The sequence below is a fragment of the Streptomyces sp. NPDC007205 genome (assembly GCF_040634095.1).
Classification (GTDB): domain Bacteria; phylum Actinomycetota; class Actinomycetes; order Streptomycetales; family Streptomycetaceae; genus Streptomyces.
Genome location: NZ_JBEYEW010000003.1, coordinates 429810 through 451863 on the forward strand (window position 1 = coordinate 429810; position 22054 = coordinate 451863).

The 22054-nt window shown below is 69.6% G+C and carries 26 protein-coding genes; 16 read left to right on the forward strand and 10 right to left on the reverse strand.

Features of this window, described 5'->3' with window-relative positions:
* Positions 1–424 precede the first annotated feature (424 nt).
* Positions 425–871 carry a MarR family transcriptional regulator gene (locus ABZ624_RS08470; RefSeq protein ID WP_360083972.1) on the reverse strand — a complete coding sequence of 149 codons (447 nt, stop codon included), beginning with the start codon at positions 869–871 and terminating at the stop codon, positions 425–427.
* A 188-nt stretch (positions 872–1059) separates the two neighbouring features.
* Here ABZ624_RS08470 and ABZ624_RS08475 point away from each other — a divergent pair, with 188 nt between their 5' ends.
* From ABZ624_RS08475 to ABZ624_RS08490, 4 genes are all read left to right on the forward strand, one after another.
* Positions 1060–1548 carry a nucleoside deaminase gene (locus ABZ624_RS08475; protein ID WP_360083974.1) on the forward strand — a complete coding sequence of 163 codons (489 nt, stop codon included), beginning with the start codon at positions 1060–1062 and terminating at the stop codon, positions 1546–1548.
* Positions 1545–2201: a DsbA family oxidoreductase gene (locus tag ABZ624_RS08480; RefSeq protein WP_360083976.1), complete on the forward strand. Its 657-nt coding sequence runs from the start codon at positions 1545–1547 to the stop codon at positions 2199–2201. Before ABZ624_RS08475 ends, ABZ624_RS08480 begins: the two co-directional genes overlap by 4 nt.
* A gap of 154 nt (positions 2202–2355) precedes the next feature.
* Complete coding sequence (locus tag ABZ624_RS08485; protein ID WP_351239818.1) at positions 2356–2676, forward strand: SMR family transporter; 321 nt, start codon at positions 2356–2358, stop codon at positions 2674–2676.
* A gap of 47 nt (positions 2677–2723) precedes the next feature.
* Entirely contained in the window at positions 2724–3128 is a 405-nt protein-coding gene (locus ABZ624_RS08490) for a multidrug efflux SMR transporter (RefSeq protein WP_360083978.1), read from the forward strand.
* Positions 3129–3229: 101 nt separating this feature from the next.
* Here ABZ624_RS08490 and ABZ624_RS08495 read toward each other — a convergent pair whose 3' ends face one another.
* Complete coding sequence (locus tag ABZ624_RS08495) at positions 3230–3451, reverse strand: DUF397 domain-containing protein (protein ID WP_360083980.1); 222 nt, start codon at positions 3449–3451, stop codon at positions 3230–3232.
* On the reverse strand, positions 3448–4272 hold the full coding sequence (locus ABZ624_RS08500) for a helix-turn-helix transcriptional regulator (RefSeq protein ID WP_360083982.1): 825 nt from the start codon (positions 4270–4272) through the stop codon (positions 3448–3450). The genes ABZ624_RS08495 and ABZ624_RS08500 overlap by 4 nt, the downstream gene beginning before the upstream one ends.
* A gap of 133 nt (positions 4273–4405) precedes the next feature.
* On the opposite strand from ABZ624_RS08500, the gene ABZ624_RS08505 reads away from it, so the two are divergent.
* From ABZ624_RS08505 to ABZ624_RS08535, 7 genes are all read left to right on the forward strand, one after another.
* The gene (locus ABZ624_RS08505) at positions 4406–4633 is read left to right on the forward strand and encodes a hypothetical protein (RefSeq protein WP_360083984.1); all 228 of its coding nucleotides are present in this window, start codon (positions 4406–4408) and stop codon (positions 4631–4633) included.
* Positions 4630–4923 (forward strand): hypothetical protein, encoded by a 294-nt coding sequence (locus tag ABZ624_RS08510; protein WP_360083986.1) that lies wholly within the window; start codon positions 4630–4632, stop codon positions 4921–4923. Before ABZ624_RS08505 ends, ABZ624_RS08510 begins: the two co-directional genes overlap by 4 nt.
* 100 nt (positions 4924–5023) lie before the next feature.
* A complete protein-coding gene (locus tag ABZ624_RS08515; RefSeq protein ID WP_360083988.1) occupies positions 5024–5671 on the forward strand; it encodes a Uma2 family endonuclease in 648 nt (215 codons plus the stop codon).
* 217 nt (positions 5672–5888) lie between these two features.
* Positions 5889–6815, forward strand: coding sequence for a mycothiol synthase (gene mshD, locus ABZ624_RS08520; protein ID WP_360083990.1), 927 nt, complete (start codon positions 5889–5891; stop codon positions 6813–6815).
* A 900-nt stretch (positions 6816–7715) separates the two neighbouring features.
* Complete coding sequence (locus ABZ624_RS08525) at positions 7716–9950, forward strand: RNA degradosome polyphosphate kinase (RefSeq protein ID WP_360083992.1); 2235 nt, start codon at positions 7716–7718, stop codon at positions 9948–9950.
* Positions 9931–11001 (forward strand): CHAD domain-containing protein, encoded by a 1071-nt coding sequence (locus tag ABZ624_RS08530; protein ID WP_360083994.1) that lies wholly within the window; start codon positions 9931–9933, stop codon positions 10999–11001. The genes ABZ624_RS08525 and ABZ624_RS08530 overlap by 20 nt, the downstream gene beginning before the upstream one ends.
* Positions 10998–11405 (forward strand): NUDIX hydrolase, encoded by a 408-nt coding sequence (locus ABZ624_RS08535; RefSeq protein ID WP_360083996.1) that lies wholly within the window; start codon positions 10998–11000, stop codon positions 11403–11405. The genes ABZ624_RS08530 and ABZ624_RS08535 overlap by 4 nt, the downstream gene beginning before the upstream one ends.
* Here ABZ624_RS08535 and ABZ624_RS08540 read toward each other — a convergent pair.
* Positions 11387–11572 (reverse strand): hypothetical protein, encoded by a 186-nt coding sequence (locus ABZ624_RS08540; RefSeq protein WP_360083998.1) that lies wholly within the window; start codon positions 11570–11572, stop codon positions 11387–11389. The two genes, ABZ624_RS08535 and ABZ624_RS08540, sit on opposite strands and share 19 nt — an antisense overlap.
* A 142-nt stretch (positions 11573–11714) precedes the next feature.
* On the opposite strand from ABZ624_RS08540, the gene ABZ624_RS08545 reads away from it, so the two are divergent.
* Positions 11715–12563 (forward strand): hypothetical protein, encoded by an 849-nt coding sequence (locus ABZ624_RS08545; protein ID WP_360084000.1) that lies wholly within the window; start codon positions 11715–11717, stop codon positions 12561–12563.
* A gap of 101 nt (positions 12564–12664) precedes the next feature.
* On the forward strand, positions 12665–12829 hold the full coding sequence (locus tag ABZ624_RS08550) for a hypothetical protein (RefSeq protein WP_360084083.1): 165 nt from the start codon (positions 12665–12667) through the stop codon (positions 12827–12829).
* On the opposite strand, the gene ABZ624_RS08555 is transcribed toward ABZ624_RS08550, so the two are convergent.
* Positions 12826–13131, reverse strand: a complete 306-nt coding sequence (locus tag ABZ624_RS08555; protein WP_208900074.1) for a metal-sensitive transcriptional regulator — start codon at positions 13129–13131, stop codon at positions 12826–12828. The genes ABZ624_RS08550 and ABZ624_RS08555 overlap by 4 nt on opposite strands.
* A 206-nt stretch (positions 13132–13337) precedes the next feature.
* Between ABZ624_RS08555 and ABZ624_RS08560 the strand changes: the two genes are divergently transcribed.
* Positions 13338–13958 carry a DUF47 family protein gene (locus tag ABZ624_RS08560; protein ID WP_351805165.1) on the forward strand — a complete coding sequence of 207 codons (621 nt, stop codon included), beginning with the start codon at positions 13338–13340 and terminating at the stop codon, positions 13956–13958.
* Positions 13959–13965: 7 nt separating this feature from the next.
* Complete coding sequence (locus tag ABZ624_RS08565; RefSeq protein ID WP_360084002.1) at positions 13966–14964, forward strand: inorganic phosphate transporter; 999 nt, start codon at positions 13966–13968, stop codon at positions 14962–14964.
* A gap of 115 nt (positions 14965–15079) precedes the next feature.
* Here the strand turns inward: ABZ624_RS08565 and pstB are convergent, their stop codons facing one another.
* The 4 genes from pstB to pstS form a co-directional block, all read right to left on the reverse strand.
* Positions 15080–15856, reverse strand: coding sequence for a phosphate ABC transporter ATP-binding protein PstB (gene pstB / locus ABZ624_RS08570; RefSeq protein ID WP_360084004.1), 777 nt, complete (start codon positions 15854–15856; stop codon positions 15080–15082).
* Between the two features lie 84 nt (positions 15857–15940).
* Entirely contained in the window at positions 15941–16993 is a 1053-nt protein-coding gene (pstA, locus tag ABZ624_RS08575) for a phosphate ABC transporter permease PstA (protein ID WP_360084006.1), read from the reverse strand.
* The gene (pstC, locus tag ABZ624_RS08580; RefSeq protein ID WP_360084008.1) at positions 16990–17997 is read right to left on the reverse strand and encodes a phosphate ABC transporter permease subunit PstC; all 1008 of its coding nucleotides are present in this window, start codon (positions 17995–17997) and stop codon (positions 16990–16992) included. The genes pstA and pstC overlap by 4 nt, the downstream gene beginning before the upstream one ends.
* A 114-nt stretch (positions 17998–18111) precedes the next feature.
* Complete coding sequence (gene pstS, locus ABZ624_RS08585; protein WP_360084079.1) at positions 18112–19239, reverse strand: phosphate ABC transporter substrate-binding protein PstS; 1128 nt, start codon at positions 19237–19239, stop codon at positions 18112–18114.
* A 351-nt stretch (positions 19240–19590) separates the two neighbouring features.
* Between pstS and ABZ624_RS08590 the strand changes: the two genes are divergently transcribed.
* Positions 19591–21147, forward strand: a complete 1557-nt coding sequence (locus ABZ624_RS08590) for an FAD-binding oxidoreductase (RefSeq protein ID WP_360084010.1) — start codon at positions 19591–19593, stop codon at positions 21145–21147.
* Positions 21148–21240: 93 nt separating this feature from the next.
* Here the strand turns inward: ABZ624_RS08590 and ABZ624_RS08595 are convergent, their stop codons facing one another.
* Positions 21241–21942 carry a phosphatase PAP2 family protein gene (locus ABZ624_RS08595; protein WP_360084012.1) on the reverse strand — a complete coding sequence of 234 codons (702 nt, stop codon included), beginning with the start codon at positions 21940–21942 and terminating at the stop codon, positions 21241–21243.
* Positions 21943–22054 lie beyond the last annotated feature (112 nt).

A 22054-nucleotide genomic window follows, 5' to 3' on the forward strand; every position in this document is an offset into this window, starting at 1 on the left:
ATGACCATGCTCAAGGGGGTGGTGGCGCATGAGTCGCGCCAAAGAACTCGCGGAGCCCGGCAGCCATCTGCTCGGCCGGCCCCGCATCACTCCCCCGTGATCGAGCCGCAACCAACCGTACCGGCGGTGCATGCAGAGTCAAGCATGTATTTGGTTTCCCAATAGTGATGCAGATCACTGACGAACGTAAACCGGGAACCGGCGAGTTTGCTTGATGAACTAGGGGTTTCAGGTTCGCGTAATACCCGTCATCCAGATGTCACAGCGTTTAGGGAAGGGCGCGCCTTTGCGGAATCGAGCATTCACCCGGGAATGCTCGGCCCGGTACGGAAACACCGAAAGCCGTCCCCGGGGGGACGGCTTTCACCGGGCGGCTTCGATGCGGAACGGGAAGGAGACGAGGGCGCCGCTCAGAGGGCGCCGCTCAGAGGGCGCTGCGCAGCGCCTGGACCGTACCGGCCAGCTCCGGGGTGGCTCCGGCGGTGTTCAGCGCCGCGCTGAGGACCTCGGAGTAGGTACCGCGCGCGTCGGCGTAGCGCTGCTTGCCGTCGTCGGTGATGACGGCGTAGACACCGCGCTTGTCGTCGGGACACAGGTCCCGGAAGGCGAAGCCGGCCGAGAAGAGCCGGCCGACCAGCCGGGTCACCGAGCTCTGCCCCAGTCCGACCTTGTCGGCGAGTTCCTGCATGCGCAGCTCGCCGTCCTTGGCGTGGACGAGACACTCCAGTGCGCGGAATTCGGAGAGTCCTATTCCGTGCTTGCGCTGCAGGGCCTGGGTGAGCCGGCGCTCCACATGCGCGTGCAGGGCGAGGACTCTGCCCCACATGGCCTGGTCGGACGAGGCGGCCGGCGCATAGGAGATCGTGGTCATGAGGCAGCTCCCTCTCAGGCGGCGTTGACAACAAGATACATGCTCATGCAAGCTCTATCCCGCCCACCCAACTCTTCCACCGGACTCTATGAGGCCGAGTAACATGCACGTACAAGCAAGTACGAAGGGTTCCACGTCCTCCTCCACGTCCTCCACCACCACACACCGCACCTGAGCCGGGAGCGAAGTTGTCTCATTCCGATATCTCAGAGAGCGAGCTGACCGAGTACGTCCGTGAGGCGGTACGGATCAGCCGCGAGCACGTCGCCGAGGGCGGCATCCCGTTCTCCGGGGTGGTGGTCAACGACGGTCAGGTCCTCGGCACCGGCTTCAACCGGGTACGCGAGGACAACGACCCCACCGCGCATGCCGAGGTGGTCGCGCTGCGTGAGGCTGCCGCCAAGTACGGACTGCACGCCACCGCCGGGGCCACGCTGATCGCCTCCGGTGAACCCTGTGCCCTGTGCTACATGGCTTCGCTGTACTTCAACGTCAGCCACATCGTCCACGCGGTCGACCGCAAGACGGCCGCACGGTACGGCTTCGACTACTCGGGGTCCTACTCGATCTTCGCCGAGGACCCGGCGCTCTGGCCGATCAAGGTCACCTCGCTGCAGATCCCGGAAGGGACGCAGCCGTTCGAAGAGTTCCTCGCCCTGAACCGGAGGCCGGTGTGACCGGGACGGAATCCAGCGGAGTCGGCATCAAGGTCTGGTCGGACTATGTCTGTCCGTTCTGCATGCTCGCCGAGGGCCCGCTGCACGAGGCCACCCGCGACCTCGACGTCGAGATCGAGTGGATGCCGTTCGAGCTGCGGCCTCATCCGGCCCCGACCCTGCGGCCGGAGGACGAGTACCTGCCGGAGATCTGGGCCCGTTCGGTCTATCCGATGGCCCGCCGGATGAACGTGGACATCACCCTGCCCACCGTCTCCCCGCAGCCCTACACCCGGCTGGCGTTCGAGGGCTACCAGTATGCGGCCGACCACGGCAAGGCCGCGGCATACACACCGCGCGTACTGCGGGCCTTCTTCCAGGAGAACCGGGACATCGGCCAACTGGACGTCCTCATCGGCATCGCATCCGAACTCGGCCTGGACGAAGGGGGTTTCGCCGAGGCGCTCACAGCCGGGACGTACACCGGCACCCACCAGGAGGCGCTGCGGACCGCCGAGGCGTACCGCATCTCCGTGGTCCCCACACTCGTCATCGGCGAACGCCACCGCATAGAAGGCGTTCCCACCGCGGCCCAGATCCGCAAGGCCGTGCTCGACGCCCAGGCCGAACAGGCGGTCGCCCGAGGTGCCGCCTGCGGGATCGACGGCTGCTGACATGAACGCCGGTCCCGAGCCGGACGGTCCCGACTCCACCTGACGTCGTGGCGGACCACCGCTTCGTCGCGCCCACCACCGTTCACGCACCACGGCGAACTCCACAGCGGGCCGGGCCGGCAACGCCGGCCTCCCCTGAACGAAAGGACCTCCCATGCAGTGGCTCTACCTCGCCATCGCAGACATCTTCGAGATCACCGTCGCCATCGCAGCCGGCAAGGCCGAGGGCTTCAAGAACCGCGGGTGGACCATCGCGACGCTGGTCAGCGGTGCCATCGGGACCTACTTCCTCAGCAAGGCGCTGCTGACCTTCGACGTCGGCGTCGGCTACGCCATCTGGACGTCCATCGCCGGTATCGGCATCGCCCTTCTCGGGGCGCTGCTCTTCGGCCAGCGCCTGAACTGGCGCAAGGCGCTCGGCATCGTCGTCATCATCGCCGGTGTCGTCGGCCTCCAGCTCAGTGGTGCCGCCTGAGGATCCCGCCCCCACCTGACCCGATCTCTACGAAAGGACCCGCGTACATGTCCAACACCGGCCGCTCCTCAGCCAACTCCTGGCTCACGCTCCTCCTCGCCGGAGGTTTCGAAATCGGCTACGCGCTCTCCGTCGGCGGAAGCCACGGCTTCACCCGCCTGTCGTGGTCGCTGGTCGCCGTCGTCTTCTTCCTTCTGACGCTCTGGGCACTGAGCGTCGCGCTGCGCACCATCGACGTCGGTATCGGCTATGCCGTCTGGGCGGGAATCGGGGCAGCCGGTGCAGCGCTGCTCAGCCCCGTCTTCTTCAACGAGACGCTCACCCCGGTCCAGGCCCTGTGGCTGGCCCTCATCATCGTCGGAGTGGTCTGGCTCAAGCTCGCCGACAGGCCGCAGAGCACCCCGGACCCTGTCGAGGAGCCCACGGAGAGGACTGCGGCCCAGGTCCGCTGAGTCACCAGCCACCTGAGCTGCCCCGGGATTCGTAAGGTCCGGTAATCTCGTCTTCAGCGGACTCTGCGAAACCCGGGGCAGCTCACTGGCCTTGCAAGTCCTCAGCGCGTCGACGGCCGGCCCGCCTCGCTCTTCACCAGGGTCATGAAGCCGGACCAGGAGGCGGCCGAGAAGATCAGCGGGCGGGCGGACGGGGCCTTGCTGTCGCGGACGGGGATGATCCCGGGGTAGCCGTCGGCGACCTCGACGCAGTTGTTGGCTCCCCCGTCGCTGTAGCTCGACTTGCGCCAGGTGGCGGTGCTGAGGTCGGGGGTGTGGTTCATGATCTGTGCTCCTCCAGTGCGTCCCTGATGAACGCGAGCGAGTCCGACGGGGACAACGCCATGTCCCGGAGCCGATCGTAGGACAGTCGGTGCCGCAGGACCCCGTCCGGTTCCTCGATCAACTCGCCCCGGGTGTCGCCTTCCACATAGGCAACACCGCTGGCGTCCTTCTGCCACAGCAGCGTCAGCGACGCGTGCATGTGGTGGTGGACCCCGGCGGCGAAGGGCAGCACCTGAAGCGTCACATTCGGCAGCATCGCGACGGCCTCGATACGGAGGAGCTGTTCCTCCCAGGTCTCCCGGACGGCCGCGGGGCGCCGGAACGCGTACTCGTCCATGACGATGCGGACGCTGGGCACCGGCTTCTGTCGCAGCAGGTACTGCCGCCCCAGGCGAGCGGCCACCTGCTCCTCGACCCAGTCGTCGCCCTCCAGTGTTGTCTGGGGCCCAGACAACACCTCCCGGGCGAAATCCTCGGTCTGGAGGAGCCCCGGCACGCCCGGCGTGAACATCCACATGATCCGCGCCGTCGCCTCCAGCCTCATGAACTCCTTGTACCGGTCCCGGAATGCGTCCAGCCGAGCCGCCTTCCAGTGACCGACCAGCAGGTCACCCGTGCCGTAATACCCGTCCAGGTCCTCCATGACCGTCACCTTGGACAGCCGCTCCCCCGACTCCAGCCGACTCAAATAGCTCTTGTCGTACCCGGTCTCCTCGGCCAGTTGCCCCAGCGACTTCCCGGCCTTGTCGCGCAGCACCCTCAGCGTCTGCCCCAGCATGCCCCGACCGGAAACCGGCGCGGCGTCAACGTTCTCCCCCACGTCACCCCTCCCCGTTGCCTGGCGCCCCAGGCAACACCGAACCTCTTCCGCAGCGTACGCCGGAGCTGTGACGATCGAGGCACGAACGGTAATCACCGCTCGTCAAACCCCCTGCCTCCCACGGAGTGTCGACGTGCGCGCACGTGTCGCCGGACTCATCGAACCGCTGCTGCTCCTGCTCATCCGGGCCCTGCTCCCCGCCCGGGGGCGCCGCCGCGCGAGCCCGCTCCAACTGCCGGACACCGGACCGCCATTGCCGCCGGACTCCGGCCACCCGCAGGACGACCTCGAAGCACACCTCTTCCTGTACGACACCCCCCTCGTACGCCCGTACCTCCACGACGTGGAGGTGTTCGCGTGAGGGACGGACTCCGCCTCCTGCCCTGGACCACCCCGGAGGGCAAGCCCTGCTACCTCAGCGCCGAGCACGACCACAGCCGCCTCTCCCTCCTCGCCGACGACGTGGAGGCCGCGCAGCTGCGGTCGGGGGAGCAGGTGCTCGCCGGCGCGAAGGCCGTGCTCGCGGACCAGGCCGCAGGGGAACACGCGGTCCGCTTCGCACTGACCAGGGCGTCGGAATCCCTGGCGGAGGTGCTTCGCATCGCCTACAGCAGGGGCGCGCGCATCCAGCCCCATGACCCGATCGGGTGAGCGCAGGTCATTTTCCCCTGTCATATGCACAGCCGCGCCTACCGTGATCGCGTTGCTTGTGCCGCTGCCGAACCCAGCCCACACTTGAGGAGGTGCCACCTTGACCGCTCTCGCACATGAGAGGCCCGAGACCATGTCCGAGGCCACGGCTGAATCCCTGAAAGGACCCGACCTGGACGACGTCCTGTGGCAGGCATGGAAGGCCATGGAACTCCCCGAGGGCTACCGCGCCGAGATCATCGAGGGAGCCATCGAGGTGTCGCCCACCGGCCGCCTGTCCCATGCCCAGATCATCAACCGCCTCCGAAACGGGCTGGTGCGCTTCCTGGGGGAGGGACAATACGCGGCCTTTCAGGACACCAACGTCATCCACCAGCGCAAGGCATGGATCCCGGACCTCCTGATCGCACCGGAAGACCTGGAGTCGCACGCTGACGAGGAAGGACTGGGCCTGGTCGCTTCAGCCGTCTACCTCCTTGTCGAAGTGGCATCTCCGGGCAACCGCAATCTGGAACGCGACAGGCTCCGCAAGCGCCGCGAATACGCCCGCGCCGGCATCCCCGTCTACATCCTCATCGACGAATACGACGGTCAGGGCGCCGTCACCCTCTTCACCGGCCCTCGTCCCGACAAGGCCGACTGGGAGGACATCCACCGCGTCCCCTACGGCACCGACGTCACCATCCCCGAAGGCCCCGCCAAGGGATTCGTCGTCGGTGAGGCCATCACCGGGCCCAAGCGGAGCTGAGCGTACGGGGGCTTCGTAGGGTGGGGCCCATGCCGGAAGAGTCCCCCTGATTCAGCGTCTGCGTACGGCCGTTGCCCCGCGCCCGCCGATGTTCCGCTTCGGCTGCCTCTGGTCGAGCTTCTCCTGAGTGAGGGTGAGGCCGATGTACCACCTGGCCGGAAACAGGGCAATTCCGGTGAGACCTCAATCAATGAGTCACCTGCCGTACCCTCTACCCATGAGCAGCGACGACACCGTACGGGCCTTCCCCGCCCGCTCCATCGAGACCCATTCCGCGCTCACCCCGGACCAGGCCGAGGCCGTGGCGGCCCTGCTCGCCGAGGCCGCCCGGGTCGACGGGCAGCAGCCGGTGTCCGAGCAGGGCCGGCTGCAGCTGCGCGGAGGTCCCCGCGCGGGCGTCTCGCATCTGCTGATGACCGTCGGCGACGAACTCGTCGGCTACGCCCAGCTGGAGGACACCGACCCGGTGGAGGCACCGGCCGCCGAACTCGTCATCGACCCCGCGCACCGCGGACACGGGCACGGCCGGGCGCTCGGGTCGGCGCTGCTCGCCGCCTCCGGCAAGCGGCTGCGGGTGTGGGCACACGGCGGGCATTCCGCCGCCCGGCATCTCGCGCAGGTGCTCGGCCTGACCCTGTTCCGCGAACTGCGCCAGATGCGGCGGCCGTTGACCGACCTGGCGCTGCCCGACCCGGTGCTGCCGGAGGGCGTGACCGTGCGTGCCTTCGTGTCCGGCAAGGATGACGCGGCCTGGCTGGAGGTCAACGCCGCCGCCTTCGCCCACCACCCCGAGCAGGGCTCGCTGACCCAGCGGGACCTCGACGACCGCAAGGCCGAGCCGTGGTTCGACCCTGCCGGGTTCTTCCTCGCCGAGCGGCGCGGGGAGTTGATCGGGTTCCACTGGACCAAGGTGCACGCCGAGGAGGGGCTGGGCGAGGTCTACGTCCTCGGGGTCCGCCCCGGTGAGCAGGGCGGCGGCCTCGGCAAGGCCCTCACCACGATCGGCCTGCGCCACCTGGCCGCCCAGCAGCTGCCGACCGCGATGCTCTACGTCGACGCCGACAACCAGGCGGCGGTGTCGGTGTACGAGCGGCTGGGGTTCAGCACGTACGAGACGGACCTGATGTACCGCACGGAGACCTGAACACCGGCCTCCAGCGCCTGCCGGCCGGCGGCTCGCGCGGCGCCACCGCCCACACCGGCGCCACCCCCGCGCCTCCCCGCGCGCACCCATGCCCACCCACGCCCACCCCGGCCCGCTCGGGGCCGGCCGGCGTCACGAACCGCGCCCGGCAGGCGGGCGGCAGCAGGGGCATAAGGGACGGCGGCACCGGGCAGGGCGGCGACGAGCGGGCCCGACCGGGTTCCGGCTCCTCCGCGTCGGGTACGGCTACCGCGGCCGCCGCGAGGCCGGCACGAACGCGGTCCCGGCACGACGCGGTCCCGGCCTCCACAGGGGACGTCCCCGGCCGGGACCGGACCAGCAGGGCACGAGCAGCAGCACGGCCGCCCACCACAGGCCCCCGGCACCGGGGCCGTGGTGTGCCGGGCAGGGTCGTACACGACGAAGGCGAGGCCCAGGGCGAGGGCGAGGGCAGCGGGCCTCAGCGCCCCGGGGCGAGGTCGGGTCCGCCGGACAGCGACGGCCGGCGCCGGGCCCCTCGCAGACCGACGCACGACAGGGCCCAGGCGCGCGGCGGGCCCCACGGAGGCAACCCGCATCACGGCACGCAGCGCCCGCCGGACCGGCACCGGGACGGCCGGCGCCGGGGCCCCGCACACCGACGCACTGCCACCCGCACCCGGCGCACGCCCCGCAGCCCCACGACGACTGCGCAAGACCCCCGGGAGCCGCCCCCCGCTATCCCGCACGTCATGTCTCCGTAACCATTGATTCAGCCAGGCTTGCGACGCTCGGCCAATGAAGCCCGCCGTGCCAGAGCCTTCGCCGCCCCCCGAGGGGCCCGCGGGAAACGGGATCGTGACGCTCCCACCCGCACGTTCCGACGCGCCCGTCTCGCCCCTGGCGCGGAAGAATGGGTTCATGAGTCAGCAAGACACCCAGGCAGCCGAGGTCCAGCACGTCCAGCCCTCCGTGGGCTCCATCGCCGCGCACCGCCCGCACACGGTGTCCGCGGCCGTCTCCGACCTGGAACCCGACATCGATGCCGACCTCGACGCATACGAAGAGTCGCACGTCGACGGCGCAGTGTTGCCGCAGGGCCGGTTCCTCGACCGTGAACGCAGCTGGCTCGCCTTCAACGAGCGCGTCCTGGAACTGGCCGAGGACCCGAACACGCCCCTGCTGGAGCGGGCGAACTTCCTCGCGATCTTCGCCAGCAACCTGGACGAGTTCTTCATGGTCCGGGTCGCAGGGCTGAAGCGCCGCATCGCCACGGGCGTGGCCACACGCTCCGCCTCCGGCCTGCAGCCGCGCGAGGTGCTGGAGATGATCTGGGCCCGCTCGCGCGAGCTCATGGCCCGGCACGCCGCCTGCTACCACGAGGACGTCGCCCCCGCACTCGCGGACGAGGGCATCCACCTGGTCCGCTGGAACGAGCTGGCCGAGAAGGAGCAGGCCCGCCTCTTCACGCTCTTCCGCCACCAGATCTTCCCGGTCCTCACCCCGCTGGCCGTGGACCCCGCGCACCCGTTCCCGTACATCTCCGGCCTGTCCCTGAACCTGGCCGTCGTCGTACGCAACCCGGTCAGCGGCCACAAGCACTTCGCCCGTGTGAAGGTGCCGCCGCTGCTGTCCCGCTTCCTGGAGGCCGCCCCGGGCCGGTACGTCCCGCTGGAGGACGTCATCGCCGCCCACCTGGAGGAGCTGTTCCCGGGCATGGAGGTGCTGGAGCACCACGCCTTCCGGCTGACCCGGAACGAGGACCTGGAGGTCGAGGAGGACGACGCCGAGAACCTCCTCCAGGCCCTGGAGAAGGAGCTCATGCGGCGCCGCTTCGGCCCGCCGGTGCGCCTGGAGGTCGAGGAGTCCATCGACCGCGAGGTGCTGGACCTGCTGGTCCGCGAGCTGAAGATCGGCGAGGCCGAGGTGTATCCGCTTCCCGGCCCCCTGGACCTCACCGGCCTCTTCCGCATCCACAGCCTCGACCGGCCCGAGCTGAAGTACCCCAAGTTCGTCGCCGGCACCCACCGCGACCTCGCCGAGGTCGAGTCGGCGTCCCCGCCGGACATCTTCGCCGCCCTGCGCACCCGGGACGTGCTGCTGCACCACCCGTACGACAGCTTCTCCACCTCCGTCCAGGCCTTCCTGGAGCAGGCCGCGGCCGACCCGGACGTCCTCGCGATCAAGCAGACCCTGTACCGCACCTCCGGCGACTCCCCGATAGTCGACGCGCTCATCGACGCCGCCGAGTCCGGCAAGCAGGTCCTCGTCCTGGTCGAGATCAAGGCCCGGTTCGACGAGCACGCCAACATCAAGTGGGCGCGCAAACTGGAGGAGGCCGGCTGTCACGTCGTCTACGGCCTGGTCGGCCTGAAGACGCACTGCAAGCTGTCCCTGGTGGTCCGCCAGGAGGGCGAGACCCTGCGCCGCTACAGCCACGTCGGCACCGGCAACTACCACCCGAAGACGGCGCGCCTGTACGAGGACCTGGGCCTGCTCACGGCCGACCCGCAGGTCGGCGCGGACCTCTCCGACCTGTTCAACCGCCTGTCGGGCTACTCCCGACGCGAGACCTACCGCCGCCTGCTGGTGGCCCCCAAGTCCCTGCGGGACGGCCTGGTCTCGCGGATAGACAAGGAAGTCCAGCACCACCGCGCGGGCCGCCCGGCCTTCGTCCGCATCAAGGTCAACTCCATAGTCGACGAGGCGGTCATCGACGCCTGCTACCGGGCGTCCCAGGCCGGCGTGCCGGTCGACATCTGGGTCCGCGGCATCTGCGCGATCCGCCCCGGCGTCACCGGCCTGTCCGACAACATCCGGGTCCGCTCGGTCCTCGGCCGTTTCCTGGAGCACTCCCGCGTGTTCTCCTTCGGCAACGGCGGCGAACCCGAGGTCTGGATCGGCAGCGCCGACATGATGCACCGCAACCTCGACCGCCGGATAGAGGCCCTGGTGCGGGTCGTCGACCCCGCCCACCGCGCAGCCCTCAACCGGCTGCTGGACACCGGCATGTCCGACACGACCGTCTCCTGGCACCTCGGCACCGACGGCGAGTGGACGCGGCACGCGACCGACTCGGACGGCCAACCCCTGCGCAACGTCCAGGAGATGCTCATAGACGCCCGGAGGCGCCGGCGTGGCACAGCAACACCTTGACCCGACGGACCCCACGGCCGAAGTGGTGACCGGGGACGCCCTCGCGGCGTATCTGCGCGCCCGGGCCACGGAGTTCCTCCGCGCCCTGCGCCTGCACCGGGAGACCGGCGGCACCACGGCGGGCGGTGCGGAGGAGTCCGTCGACGCGGCACGCCTGCTGCGCCGCTCGGCCCGCCGCATCAGCGGCAGCCTGCACACCTTCCGCCCTCTCCTCGACCCCGACTGGTCCGAGGAGATGCGCCCCGAACTGGCCTGGCTGTCAGGCACGTTGGGCCTTGAGCACGCATACGAGTCCCGCCTGGAACGCCTGCTGCAGGCCTTGCACCGCCTGTCGGGGCTGACGGCGCTCCCGGCCCAGGTGGCCGATACGGCAGCCGTCGTGGCTGCGGGCAGTCGTGCCGCTGGGGCGGCACCCGTCCCCGAACGCGGCAACCTCACCGTAGGCGCGGCAAAAGCAGGCGCCCTGCTGGAACGCCAGCTGACATTGGCCCGGACCCGAGCCCACTCCACGGCACTGCAGGCCCTCGGCTCGTCCCGCTTCCACGCCGTCGCCGACAAGGTCGCCGTACTCGCCAGCGAAGTCCCCCTCACCCCCACCGCCCCCACCACCGGCCTGCACCCCCTGGCAGCCGCCGCGGAGGAACGGCTGACAGCCGCCGTCGCCGCGCTCCCCCTGGTCACCGCGGGCCACCCGTACAACGCGGAGGCCCTCGTCCACGGTCTGGCCGCGGACCCGTCCCCGCATCCCCAGGACGGCCCCTGGCACCAGGTCCGTCTGCTGCTGCGCCTGCACCGGTACGCCCGGGAGGTGCTGCACGGGAGCAACGCCCCGGTGGACGCGAGCCTGTTGGCGGCGGGCCGGGCACTGAACCGGCACCGGGACGCCTCGGAGGCGGCAGCGGCGGCGGCCCAGGCCGCCCGTACGCCCCGTATCGCCCCGGCGACGGCGTACGCGCTCGGCGTGCTCCACGCCGACCAGCGGCACGAGGTGGAGGCCGCCAGGTTCGCCTTCCAGCAGGCCTGGCAGAAGGAGACGGTGGAGGCGGTGTGAGCGACACCCTGGTCCAGGCGGCCGGCTGCGTCCTGTGGCGCCGCTCGCCGGTGGACGCCTCTGTCGAGCTGTGCCTGGTCCACCGGCCGAGGTACGACGACTGGTCGCATCCAAAAGGCAAGCTCAAGCGGGGTGAGGAGCCGCTCGTGGGTGCCCTGCGGGAGGTCGCGGAGGAGACCGGGTACACGGCCGAGCCCGGCGAGGAGCTGCCGACCCTGTGCTATCTCGCCAACGGCCGCCCCAAGCAGGTGCGTTACTGGGCGGCCGAGGCGGTTTCCGGCCACTTCACGCCGAACGACGAGGTGGACCGGATCCTGTGGCTCTCGCCCGCCGCTGCCCGCAGCCGCCTCACCCACCCCCGCGACCGTGACCTGGTGGACGCGTTTCACAGCTCCGCCGCGTGACCCTCCGCGTCGGTGCGGGCCTGGCTGCGGGCCCTGCGCGCGGGGCCGCGCCAGCCGCAGCTGCAGCGGGCCACGCAGAAGCGGCCCTGTTCGGTCGTCGTGACGAGGTGTTCCTGCCCGGACCGGGCGTCTTCCGGCCCGTCCTGCCGTGCCTCGGTGACTGTCACCCCGACAACGTTACCCACCCGTGCGCAAAGGGTTCGCACGGCTGTCCCCGCGCCCGGCCGGCGCGTGACGGCGCCTCCTACCGGTCGTTAACCGGACGACAGGGGGCCCGTGACGGACGTACCGGCTGGGGGTAGGCAGGCGATGGATCGGCGGCAGCACAGGAACGCGGGCAGGACGTTCGTCGCGGTCGGCATCTTGCTCGGCCTCGGGGCAGGCGCCACAGGCTGTTCCGGCACCGGGGCCGCCGCCGAGGACGTCAGGGACGGGGGCGATCCGGTCGCCGTTCTGCACCGGACCGCCGACACCCTGCGCGGCGCGGGCAGTTCCAAGGCCACCACGTCCATGGAGATGGCGACCGGCGGCACCCGCGTCACCATCCGCGGCAAGGGCGTCTACGACTTCGAGCGCCGGATCGGCCGGCTCACGGTCGTCCTGCCCGAGGATCCGTCGGGCACCGCCGAGCACCAGCCGATCACCGAACTCCTGGCTCCCGGGGCCCTGTTCATGAAGAACCGGGGCGCGGGCGTGCCCGCCGACAAGTGGGTGCGGGTGGACACCGCCACGCTGTCCGACGGCAACCTGGTCACCGGCGGCGCGACCGACCCGTACGCGGCGGCCGAGGTGCTGCTCGGGACGCGGACGGCGACCTACGTCGGCAGGACCGAGGTCGGCGGCACGGCCGTACGGCACTACCGGGGCACGGCCGACCTGCGCAGCGCGGCCCGCCTGGCCTCCGCCGAGAACCGGCAGCCGCTGGCCGCGGCGGCGAAAGGGTTCGCCACCACCCGGGTTCCGTTCGACGCCTACCTGGACGACCAGGGCCGCATCCGCAAGCTCAGGCAGCACTTCAGTTTTGTCAACAGCCGGCAGAAGATCCCCGTGGCGGTCGCCTCGACGACGCTGCTGTACGACTTCGGCGCCCCCGCCGGCGTACGGCTGCCACGCTCGGCGGACATCTACGCGGGCCGTATCGCCGAGGGCGGCGACTAGTCCGTCCCACCACCCCGTAAGTAGCCCGTCCGTGCCATGCGCGGTGTGTAGAGGGCTGCCTACCCTAGGAAGTCGGTGACGGCAGGGAAGAGGTGAGGCGGGTGGCTCCGGTCGGCGGTACGGCGGTGCAGGACCATGTGGCCCTCGCCGAGATCGAGCTGTGCGGAGAGCTGATCATCGCGGCCTCCGCGGCCGAGGACCGGCTCAGCCTGGAGAGCATCGACCAGGTGCTGCGGGTGTCCGAGGAGCGTGACGGCAGGGCCTAGGACCGCAGGAGGCGGCCGATCGCCTTCGTCGCCTCATCCACCTTGGTGTCGATCTCGTCTCCGCCCTTGAGGGCCGCGTCGGCCACGCAGTGCCGCAGATGCTCCTCCAGCAGCTGCAGCGCGAAGGACTGCAGCGCCTTGGTGGAGGCCGAGACCTGGGTGAGTATGTCGATGCAGTACGTGTCCTCGTCGACCATGCGCTGCAGGCCGCGGATCTGGCCCTCGATCCGGCGCAGCCGCTTGAGGTGCTCGTCCTTCTGCTTGTGGTAGCCGTGCGTGGCGCCGGCCTCGGTCGTCGTCATCGCGGGCCTCCCTCTCGGAACGAGCTGCGGATACATACCCCTACTGGGTATATGGTAACGAATTCTGCGGGGTAGGAGGGCCTTGGTACGCCCCCGTGCTGATCACTCTGCCCGATGGGCGACACTGGGATGCGGCCCGATAGCCGTGGCCGGATGATGCGCCTAGCATCAGCCTGACCGAAACCGAAGCACCCCGAGGACCCCACGTGCGCTTTCGTCTGACCCCCAGGGAGACGAGCTTCTACGACATGTTCGCCGCATCCGCGGACAACATCGTCACGGGCTCGAAGCTCCTGATGGAACTGCTCGGGGCGGACGCACCTGCCCGAGCCGAGATCGCAGAGCGTATGCGGGCCGCGGAACACGCGGGTGACGACGCCACACACGCGATCTTCCACCAGCTCAACTCCTCGTTCATCACGCCGTTCGACCGCGAGGACATCTACTCCCTCGCCGGGTCCCTCGACGACATCATGGACTTCATGGAAGAGGCCGTCGACCTGGTCGTCCTCTACAACGTCGAGGAACTGCCGAAGGGCGTCGAGCAGCAGATCGAGGTACTGGCCCGGGCCGCCGAGCTGACGGCGGAGGCGATGCCGAACCTGCGCACGCTGGACAACCTCACCGAGTACTGGATCGAGGTGAACCGCCTGGAGAACCAGGCGGACCAGATCCACCGCAAGCTGCTGGCGCACCTCTTCAACGGCAAGTACGACGCCATCGAGGTGCTCAAGCTCAAGCAGATCGTGGACGTCCTGGAAGAGGCGGCGGACGCGTTCGAGCACGTGGCGAACACGGTGGAGACCATCGCCGTCAAGGAGTCCTGAGGCGTCGATGGCCACCTTCGCCCTGGTCGTGACCATCGCGGTCGCGCTCTTCTTCACGTACACGAACGGTTTCCACGACTCGGCGAACGCGATCGCCACGTCGGTGTCGACGCGGGCGCTGACCCCGCGGGCGGCCCTCGCCATGGCGGCGGTCATGAACCTGGCCGGTGCCTTCCTGGGCTCGGGCGTCGCCAAGACGGTCAGTGAGGGTCTGATCGAGACGCCGTCCGGCTCGACCGGCATGGGCATCCTCTTCGCCGCGCTGGTCGGCGCCATCACCTGGAACCTGGTCACCTGGTACTTCGGCCTGCCGTCCTCCTCCTCCCACGCCCTGTTCGGCGGCCTGGTCGGCGCGGCCCTGGCGGGCGGTACCGCCGTCCACTGGAACGGCGTGGTGGACAAGGTCATCATCCCGATGTTCCTGTCCCCGGTGGTCGGCCTGATCGTCGGATACCTCGTGATGCTGGCCATCATGTGGCTGTTCCGCCGGTCCAACCCGCACAAGGCCAAGCGCGGCTTCCGGATCGCGCAGACGGTCTCGGCGGCGGGCATGGCACTGGGCCACGGCCTCCAGGACGCCCAGAAGACGATGGGTGTGGTCGTCATGGCACTGGTGATTTCCGGCCACACGACATACGGCGACCCGATCCCGGTCTGGGTGAAGATCGTCTCCGCTCTGATGCTCTCCCTCGGCACCTATGCGGGCGGCTGGCGCATCATGCGCACGCTCGGCCGCAAGATCATCGAGCTGGACCCGCCGCAGGGTTTCGCGGCCGAGGCCACCGGTGCCTCGATCATGTTCGGCACGGCGTACCTCTTCAAGGCCCCGATCTCCACGACCCACGTCATCACCTCGGCGATCATGGGCGTCGGTGCCACCAAGCGCGTCAACGCCGTCCGCTGGGGTGTGGCCAAGAACATCGTCCTGGGCTGGTTCATCACGATGCCGGCAGCGGCACTGGTCGCCGCGCTGGCGTTCGGCGTACTGAACCTGACGGTCCTGTAGCGGCCGAGGCAGGCGCAGCGAACGCAGCGGGCCCGCCCCCGGGAGCCAGGGGCGGGCCCTTTTGCGTCCTCGCGGTGGCACCGCCATGCAGCACCGCGAGGGGATCAGGGGACGGTCAGCCGAAGCGGCCGGAGATGTAGTCCTCCGTCGCCTGGACCGACGGGTTGGAGAAGATGCGCTCGGTGTCGTCGATCTCGATCAGGCGGCCGGGCTGGCCCACCGCCGCCAGGTTGAAGAACGCCGTACGGTCCGAGACACGCGCCGCCTGCTGCATGTTGTGCGTCACGATGACGATCGTGAAGCGCTCCTTCAGCTCGCCGATCAGGTCCTCGATGGCGAGGGTCGAGATGGGGTCCAGGGCCGAGCAGGGCTCGTCCATCAGCAGCACCTTCGGCTGGACCGCGATCGCGCGGGCAATGCACAGCCGCTGCTGCTGACCACCGGAAAGGCCGGAGCCCGGCTTGCTCAGGCGGTCCTTGACCTCGTTCCAGAGGTTCGCGCCCTTGAGGGACTTCTCGACGATGTCGTTCAGTTCCGGCTTCTTGTACTTGCCGTTCAGGCGCAGGCCCGCCGCCACGTTGTCGAATATCGACATCGTGGGGAAGGGGTTGGGGCGCTGGAAGACCATGCCGACCTCGCGGCGGACGGACACCGGGTCGATGCCGGCGCCGTACAGGTCCTCGTCGTCCAGCAGCACCTTGCCCTCGACGCGGCCACCGGGGGTGACCTCGTGCATCCGGTTCAGCGTGCGCAGGAACGTCGACTTGCCGCAGCCGGAGGGGCCGATGAACGCCGTCACCGAGCGCGGCTCGACGGTCATCGAGATGTCCTCGATCGCCTTGTGGGAGCCGTAGTAGGCGGTCAGTCCGCTTACGTCGATTCGCTTGGCCATGTCGTCTACTTCACTTCCAGAGATTCAAGCTCGGTCGCTGTTGGCCGCGTCAGCGGCCGGCCGCGCGGCGGTAGCCGCGAAAGGTCACCGGGGGGACTTCCAGCGGGCGATGCCGCGTGCCACCAGGTTGAGGATCATCACGAAGGCGATCAGTGTGAGGGACGCCGCCCACGCGCGGTCGTAGGCCGCGTTGGCGCCCGCGCTCTGCGCGTACTGCTGGTAGATGTACAGCGGCAGCGACGCCTGCGCGCCCTCGAACGGGTTGTTGTTGATGAACGGGTTGCCGAACACCAGCAGCAGCACCGGGGCGGTCTCGCCCGCGATACGGGCGATGGCCAGCATGACGCCGGTGGTGATACCGCCGATGGAGGTCGGCAGGACCACCTTCAGGATGGTCCGCCACTTCGGCACACCGAGTGCCAGCGAGGCCTCGCGCAGCTCGTTCGGGACGAGCTTGAGCATCTCCTCGGTGGAGCGGACGACGACCGGCATCATCAGGATGGCCAGCGCCAGCGAACCCGCGAAGCCGAACGGCTGCATCTGGAAGATGAGCATCAGCGACAGGATGAACAGGCCCGCGACGATCGACGGGATACCCGTCATGACGTCCACGAAGAACGTGACGGCCTGGGTGAGCTTGCCCCGCCCGTACTCCACCAGGTAGATCGCGGTGAGGATGCCGATCGGCGCACCGATGACGGTGGCGAGGCCGACCTGCTCCAGGCTGCCGATGATGGCGTGGTAGATGCCGCCACCGGGCTCGGAGTCGGCGACGACGCCCATGGAGTGGGTGAGGAAGTAGACGTCGAGGACCTTCACACCGCGAGAGACGGTCACCCAGATCAGGGAGACCAGCGGGACGACGGCGAGCAGGAAGGCGACCCAGACGAAGGAGGTGGCGATCCGGTCCTTGGCCTGCCGGCGGCCTTCCACCCGGGTGGCGATGCCGTAGGTGCCGAGGACGAAGAGGATCGCGGCGATCAGGCCCCACTGGACCTTGCTGTGCAGGCCGCCGGCCAGGCCGATGATCACGGCCAGGCCGATCGAGCCGGCGGCGATGGCCCACGGGGACCACTTCGGCAGGCTGGCGCCGCGCAGCGTGCTGGGGCGCTTGTCGGTGACGGCTGCGGTGGTCATGCGTTGGCCCCCGAGTACTCCTTGCGGCGGGCGATGATCGCGCGGGCCGCGCCGTTGACCAGCAGGGTGATGACGAACAGGACGAGACCGGAGGCGATCAGCGCGTCGCGGCCCTGCTCGGTGGCCTCACCGAACTTGCTGGCGATGTTCTGGGCGAAGGTGCCGCCGCCCGGGTTCAGCAGGCTGAGGTGGATGACGTAGTCCGGGGAGAGCACGGTGGCGACGGCCATCGTCTCGCCGAGGGCGCGGCCGAGGCCGAGCATGGACGCGGAGATCACACCGGAGCGGCCGAAGGGCAGGACGGACATGCGGACGACCTCCCAGCGGGTGGCGCCGAGGGCCAGCGCGGCCTCCTCGTGCATCCGCGGGACCTGCCGGAACACCTCGCGGCTGACGTTGGTGATGATCGGCAGGATCATGATCGCCAGCAGGATGCCGACGGTGAGCATGGCGCGGGGGGCGCCGTCGTCCCAGGAGAAGAGGCCGGTCCAGCCGAGGTAGTCGTTCAGCCAGCCGTACAGGCCGGTCATGTGCGGGACGAGGATCAGGGCGCCCCAGAGGCCGTAGACGATGGACGGCACGGCGGCGAGCAGGTCGACCACATAGGCGATGGGACCGCGCAGCCGGCGCGGGGCGTAGTGGGTGAGGAACAGCGCGATCGCGACGGCGATCGGAACCGCGATGACCATGGCGATGATCGAGGAGACGACCGTGCCGTAGGCCAGCACCGCGATGCCGAAGCTCGGCGGGGTGAGGTTGGTGTTCCACTCGGAGGTGGTCAGGAAGTTCCCGTGGTCCTTGCTGATCGCGAGGGAGGCGCGGTAGGTGAGGAAGACCGCGATCGCGGCCATGATCACCAGCAGCAGGATGCCGGAGCCGCGGGACAGCCCGAGGAAGATGCGGTCGCCGGGGCGGGCCGCGCCGCGGGCGCCTTGCTTCTGCCCGGTCACCGTGGGCTGGGGTATGGGGGGAGGTGCGTCGGTTGTGTTGGTCGATATGTCCATCGGGTTCTCCGGTCTGCGGAGCCGGGCGCCCTCACGGGCGGCGGCTCATGGCGGCGGTGCACCGGACGGTGCGGCCCGGGCCCTGTCGGGCACGGGCCGCACTCTCGGATCAGGTCAGCTCAGGCCCTCGATGGTGGTGCGGACCTTGGCGATGATCTCGTCGGGGATCGGGGCGTAGTCGATGCTCGACAGCGCCTTCTGACCGTCCTCGCTGGCGATGTAGCGCAGGAAGGCCTTGGTGGCGGGCAGGGTGTCGGACTTGTTGCCCTTGTCGCAGACGATCTCGTACGTCACCAGGGTGATCGGGTAGGCGTTCTCGGCCTTGGTGGCGTAGTCCAGCTTCAGCGACAGGTCCTTGCCGGTGCCGACGATCTTGGCGGCCGCGATGTCGGCGGTGGCGCTGGCCACGGACGGCTTGACCGGGGTCTTGGCGCCGGTGGCGATGGAGACGGTGGTCATGTCCTTGGCGTAGGACAGCTCGAAGTAGCCGATCGCGCCGGAGTTCTGCTTGACGCCCTGGGCCACACCGGCGGAGCCGGAGGCCGCCTGGCCGCCCTGCGCCTGCCAGGCCTTGCCGCCGGAGTACTTCCAGTTGCCCGGGGTGGTGGCGATCAGGTACTTGGTGAAGTTGTCCGTCGTACCGGAGTCCTCGGAACGGTGGAAGGCCTGGATCTTCAGGTCGGGCAGCTTCGCCTTGGGGTTCAGCTTCGCGATCGCCGGGTCGTTCCAGTTCTTGATCTTGCTGTCGAAGATCTTGGCGATCGTCGGGGCGTCCAGGACCAGGTTGTCGACACCCGGGACGTTGTAGCCGAGGGCGATCGGGCCGCCGACCATCGGCAGGTCGATGCCCTGGCCGCCGGAGCAGACCTTCTTGGAGGCGGTGACGTCTTCCGGCTTCAGCGCGGAGTCCGAACCGGCGAACGCGAGCTGGCCCTGGTTGAAGGAGGTGACACCGGCGCCGGAGCCGCCGCCCTTGTAGTTGATCTGCACGCCGCAGGCCTGCGAGAACGCCTTGACCCAGGCGTCGATCGCGTTCTTCTGTGCGGAGGAGCCGTCGGCCAGCAGCTGGCCCTTGGCGCCGTCGCACTTGACCGAGGAAGCGTTGGCGGAGCCGGACGCGTTGCCCGACGCCTTGCCGCCGCCGTTGTCGTCGGAGCCGCACGCCGTCAGGGCCAGGGCGCCGGTCACGGCGATCGCACCGAGCGAAAGGGCGCGCAGCCGGTTCTTGCGCTGAAGCTTCACTTTCGGGAGTTCCTTCCAGGAGCCGCCGCTGTCGGCGGCGTGCGAGGTGGTGAGGTGCCCGAGCGCATGAATGACCGTGCTCGGCACCGTGCACGGCCGAAACTAGGCAGAACAGGTGAAGCCGCCGATGGCCGGAAGTGAACGCGGGGTGAACCCCTGCCGTCGGCCCGGTGAGGTCACGGAATGCTCACGGGGAGAACACATGAAGGTTCCGACGGTCGGGTTACGCGCACACGTATTCGACGTTCGTTTCCCTGTGGGCGAACTGTTACGAACCAATGTGCCCACAGGGTCGTCTCACCCGAGGAAGGGCCAAGGTGGCCTGCGGAGAGGCGACAGACGACGATGCACATGGAACGCCGTACGTTCATCGCGGGCGGCACGGCCGCACTGGCCGCGACCGCACTGACCGGCTGCGGCACGGGCCGGGGCAGGTCCACCACGTCGGCGACCACCAGCTCATCGTCCCTCACGTCCCTCAAGACCACCAGCGCGAACGCCGCCGCGAACTGGGCGGCCCTCGCCCGTGACCTGGACGGGCCCCTGATCCGGCCCGGCGACGCGACGTGGAAGACGGCCCACCAGCTGTACAACACCCGCTTCGACGGTCTGAAACCGGCCGCGGTGAGCTACGCCGCGCACACCGACGACATCCGCACGACCCTGGCGTACGCCCACGCGCACAACATACGGGTGTCGATACGCAACGGCGGCCACTCCTACGCGGGCTACTCCTCCGGTGACAACCGCCTCATCCTCGACGTGTCCCGGCTCAACCGCATACGGGTCAGCGGGGGCCAGGCGGTGGTCGGCGCCGGCTCCAAGCTGATCGACGTCTACCGGGCGCTGGCCGCGAAGGGCGTGACCATACCCGCGGGCTCCTGCCCCACCGTCGGCGTCTCCGGCCTGGTCCTCGGCGGCGGCCATGGCGTCGCCTCCCGCGCCTACGGCCTGACCTGCGACAGCCTCACCCAGGCGACGCTGATCACCGCCGACGGCACCCAGGTGACGGCTGATGCGAAGAACCACTCCGACCTCTTCTGGGCGCTGCGCGGCGCCGGCAACGGCAACTTCGGCGTCGTCACCGAGCTGCACTTCAAGACCCACGCGGCCCCGCAGGCGGTCACCGCGTACATGACGTGGCCCTGGTCGAAGGCCGCGGCCGTCCTGAAGGCCTGGCAGGAGTGGGGCCCGAGCCAGCCCGACGAGATCTGGTCCTCCCTGCACCTGGCGGCCACGCCCGGCGGGACCCCGACCATCTCCGTGGCCTGCTTCTCCCTCGGCACCTACGGTGAACTGCAGAACGCCGTGGACCGGCTGGCCCACGCGGCCGGCGCGAACGCCACCTCCGTCACCCTGCGCCGCCGGGGCTACGAGGAGGCGATGGAGATCTACGCCGGCTGCTCCTCCTTCTCCGCCGACGCCCAGTGCCATCTGCCCGGCTCCACCCCGGGCCGCTCCCCGCAGGGGAAGCTCGGCCGGGAGACGTACGCGGCCCGCTCCGACTTCTTCGACCGCTCCCTGTCCGCGGCGGGCATCCAGACGGTGCTGCGGCAGATCGGCTCGGTGCGGGGCGGCGCGGGCAGCATCGCGTTCACGGCCCTCGGCGGCGCGGTCAACCGCGTCTCGCCCACGGCGACGGCGTTCGTCCACCGCCGCTCCCGGATGCTGGCCCAGTACATCGCGTCCTGGGGAGCGGGGGCCTCCGGCGGTTCCGCGCAGTCGTGGCTGACGTCGGCCCACCAGGCGATGGCTCCGCACGCCTCCGGAGCGGCCTACCAGAACTACACGGACGCGACGCTGCGGGACTGGAAGAAGGCGTATTACGGGGATGCGGTGGCGCGGCTGGGGAAGGTGAAGCAGCAGTACGACCCACAGAGGTTCTTCTCGTACGCGCAGGGTCTTTGAGGGGTCTGCAGGGGAGGTGCAGTGACGGCGCCTCCTGCGCACCGCCGCCACTGCGGGCAAGCGATCCCGGCCCCGGCCGGGATCCGCTCAGGGCTACGCCGCCAGGTCCCTTTCCTCGGACTCGACAGGCTTACGGGCGCTGGGAAACGCACCCTCACGCGCCCCGCCCACCGACCGGCGCCGCACGATCCACCCCACCCTCGGCGACCGCTCCACCGCCCGCATCAAGGGGGTGAGCAGCGCCATGGCGAGCGGTGACAGCAGCAGCGCGACCGCCGTGCCGAGCGCGAACCCGCCGACGACGTCCGTCGGATAGTGCACCCCCATGTACACCCGGCAGAAGCCCTCCAGCAGTGCCAGCCCGATCCCGGCGATGCCGAACCGGCGGTTGGCGACGAACAGCCCCACACCCAGCGCCATGGTGATCGTCGCGTGGTCGCTGACGAAGGAGAAGTCGGTCTTGCCGGAGACGAGGACGTCGAGCCCCTGGTGTTGCACGAAGGGCCGGGGCCTCTCCACGAACCCGCGGATGGGCACGTTCACCAGCACGGCGATGCCGGCCGCGAGCGGCGCCCACACCAGCGCGGCGACGGAGGAGGCGGCATCCTCGGCGCCCCGGCGCCGCACGGACCACCAGCACCACAGCACCAGCAGGACCATGGCGAGCAGCAGGCCGTACTCACCGACGAACTCCATGACCCGGTCGAACCAGTGCGGGGCGTCCTTGGCCAGGCCGTTGATGTCGTAGAGCAGGTCGACGTCGGGGTTCGATCCGGATTCGGCGAGTACAGCCATGGTGCTGCGGCCCCTTCGTCGGCTACCGGACGCCTGACGTCCGCTCGGCTACGTCAACAGGAACGCACGGCCACCATCAATACGTTCCACTCTCCACGGAAAGATCACGCAG

Coding starts and splice junctions, on each gene's coding strand:
- ABZ624_RS08590 (WP_360084010.1), top strand. CDS start 19,591: ATGGAACGCCGTACGTTCATCGCGGGCGGCACGGCCGCACTGGCCGCG.
- ABZ624_RS08485 (WP_351239818.1), top strand. CDS start 2,356: ATGCAGTGGCTCTACCTCGCCATCGCAGACATCTTCGAGATCACCGTC.
- ABZ624_RS08525 (WP_360083992.1), top strand. CDS start 7,716: ATGAGTCAGCAAGACACCCAGGCAGCCGAGGTCCAGCACGTCCAGCCC.
- pstC (WP_360084008.1), bottom strand. CDS start 17,997: ATGGACATATCGACCAACACAACCGACGCACCTCCCCCCATACCCCAG.
- ABZ624_RS08595 (WP_360084012.1), bottom strand. CDS start 21,942: ATGGCTGTACTCGCCGAATCCGGATCGAACCCCGACGTCGACCTGCTC.
- ABZ624_RS08495 (WP_360083980.1), bottom strand. CDS start 3,451: ATGAACCACACCCCCGACCTCAGCACCGCCACCTGGCGCAAGTCGAGC.
- ABZ624_RS08490 (WP_360083978.1), top strand. CDS start 2,724: ATGTCCAACACCGGCCGCTCCTCAGCCAACTCCTGGCTCACGCTCCTC.
- ABZ624_RS08555 (WP_208900074.1), bottom strand. CDS start 13,131: ATGACGACGACCGAGGCCGGCGCCACGCACGGCTACCACAAGCAGAAG.
- ABZ624_RS08545 (WP_360084000.1), top strand. CDS start 11,715: ATGGATCGGCGGCAGCACAGGAACGCGGGCAGGACGTTCGTCGCGGTC.
- pstA (WP_360084006.1), bottom strand. CDS start 16,993: ATGACCACCGCAGCCGTCACCGACAAGCGCCCCAGCACGCTGCGCGGC.
- ABZ624_RS08470 (WP_360083972.1), bottom strand. CDS start 871: ATGACCACGATCTCCTATGCGCCGGCCGCCTCGTCCGACCAGGCCATG.
- mshD (WP_360083990.1), top strand. CDS start 5,889: ATGAGCAGCGACGACACCGTACGGGCCTTCCCCGCCCGCTCCATCGAG.
- ABZ624_RS08565 (WP_360084002.1), top strand. CDS start 13,966: ATGGCCACCTTCGCCCTGGTCGTGACCATCGCGGTCGCGCTCTTCTTC.
- pstB (WP_360084004.1), bottom strand. CDS start 15,856: ATGGCCAAGCGAATCGACGTAAGCGGACTGACCGCCTACTACGGCTCC.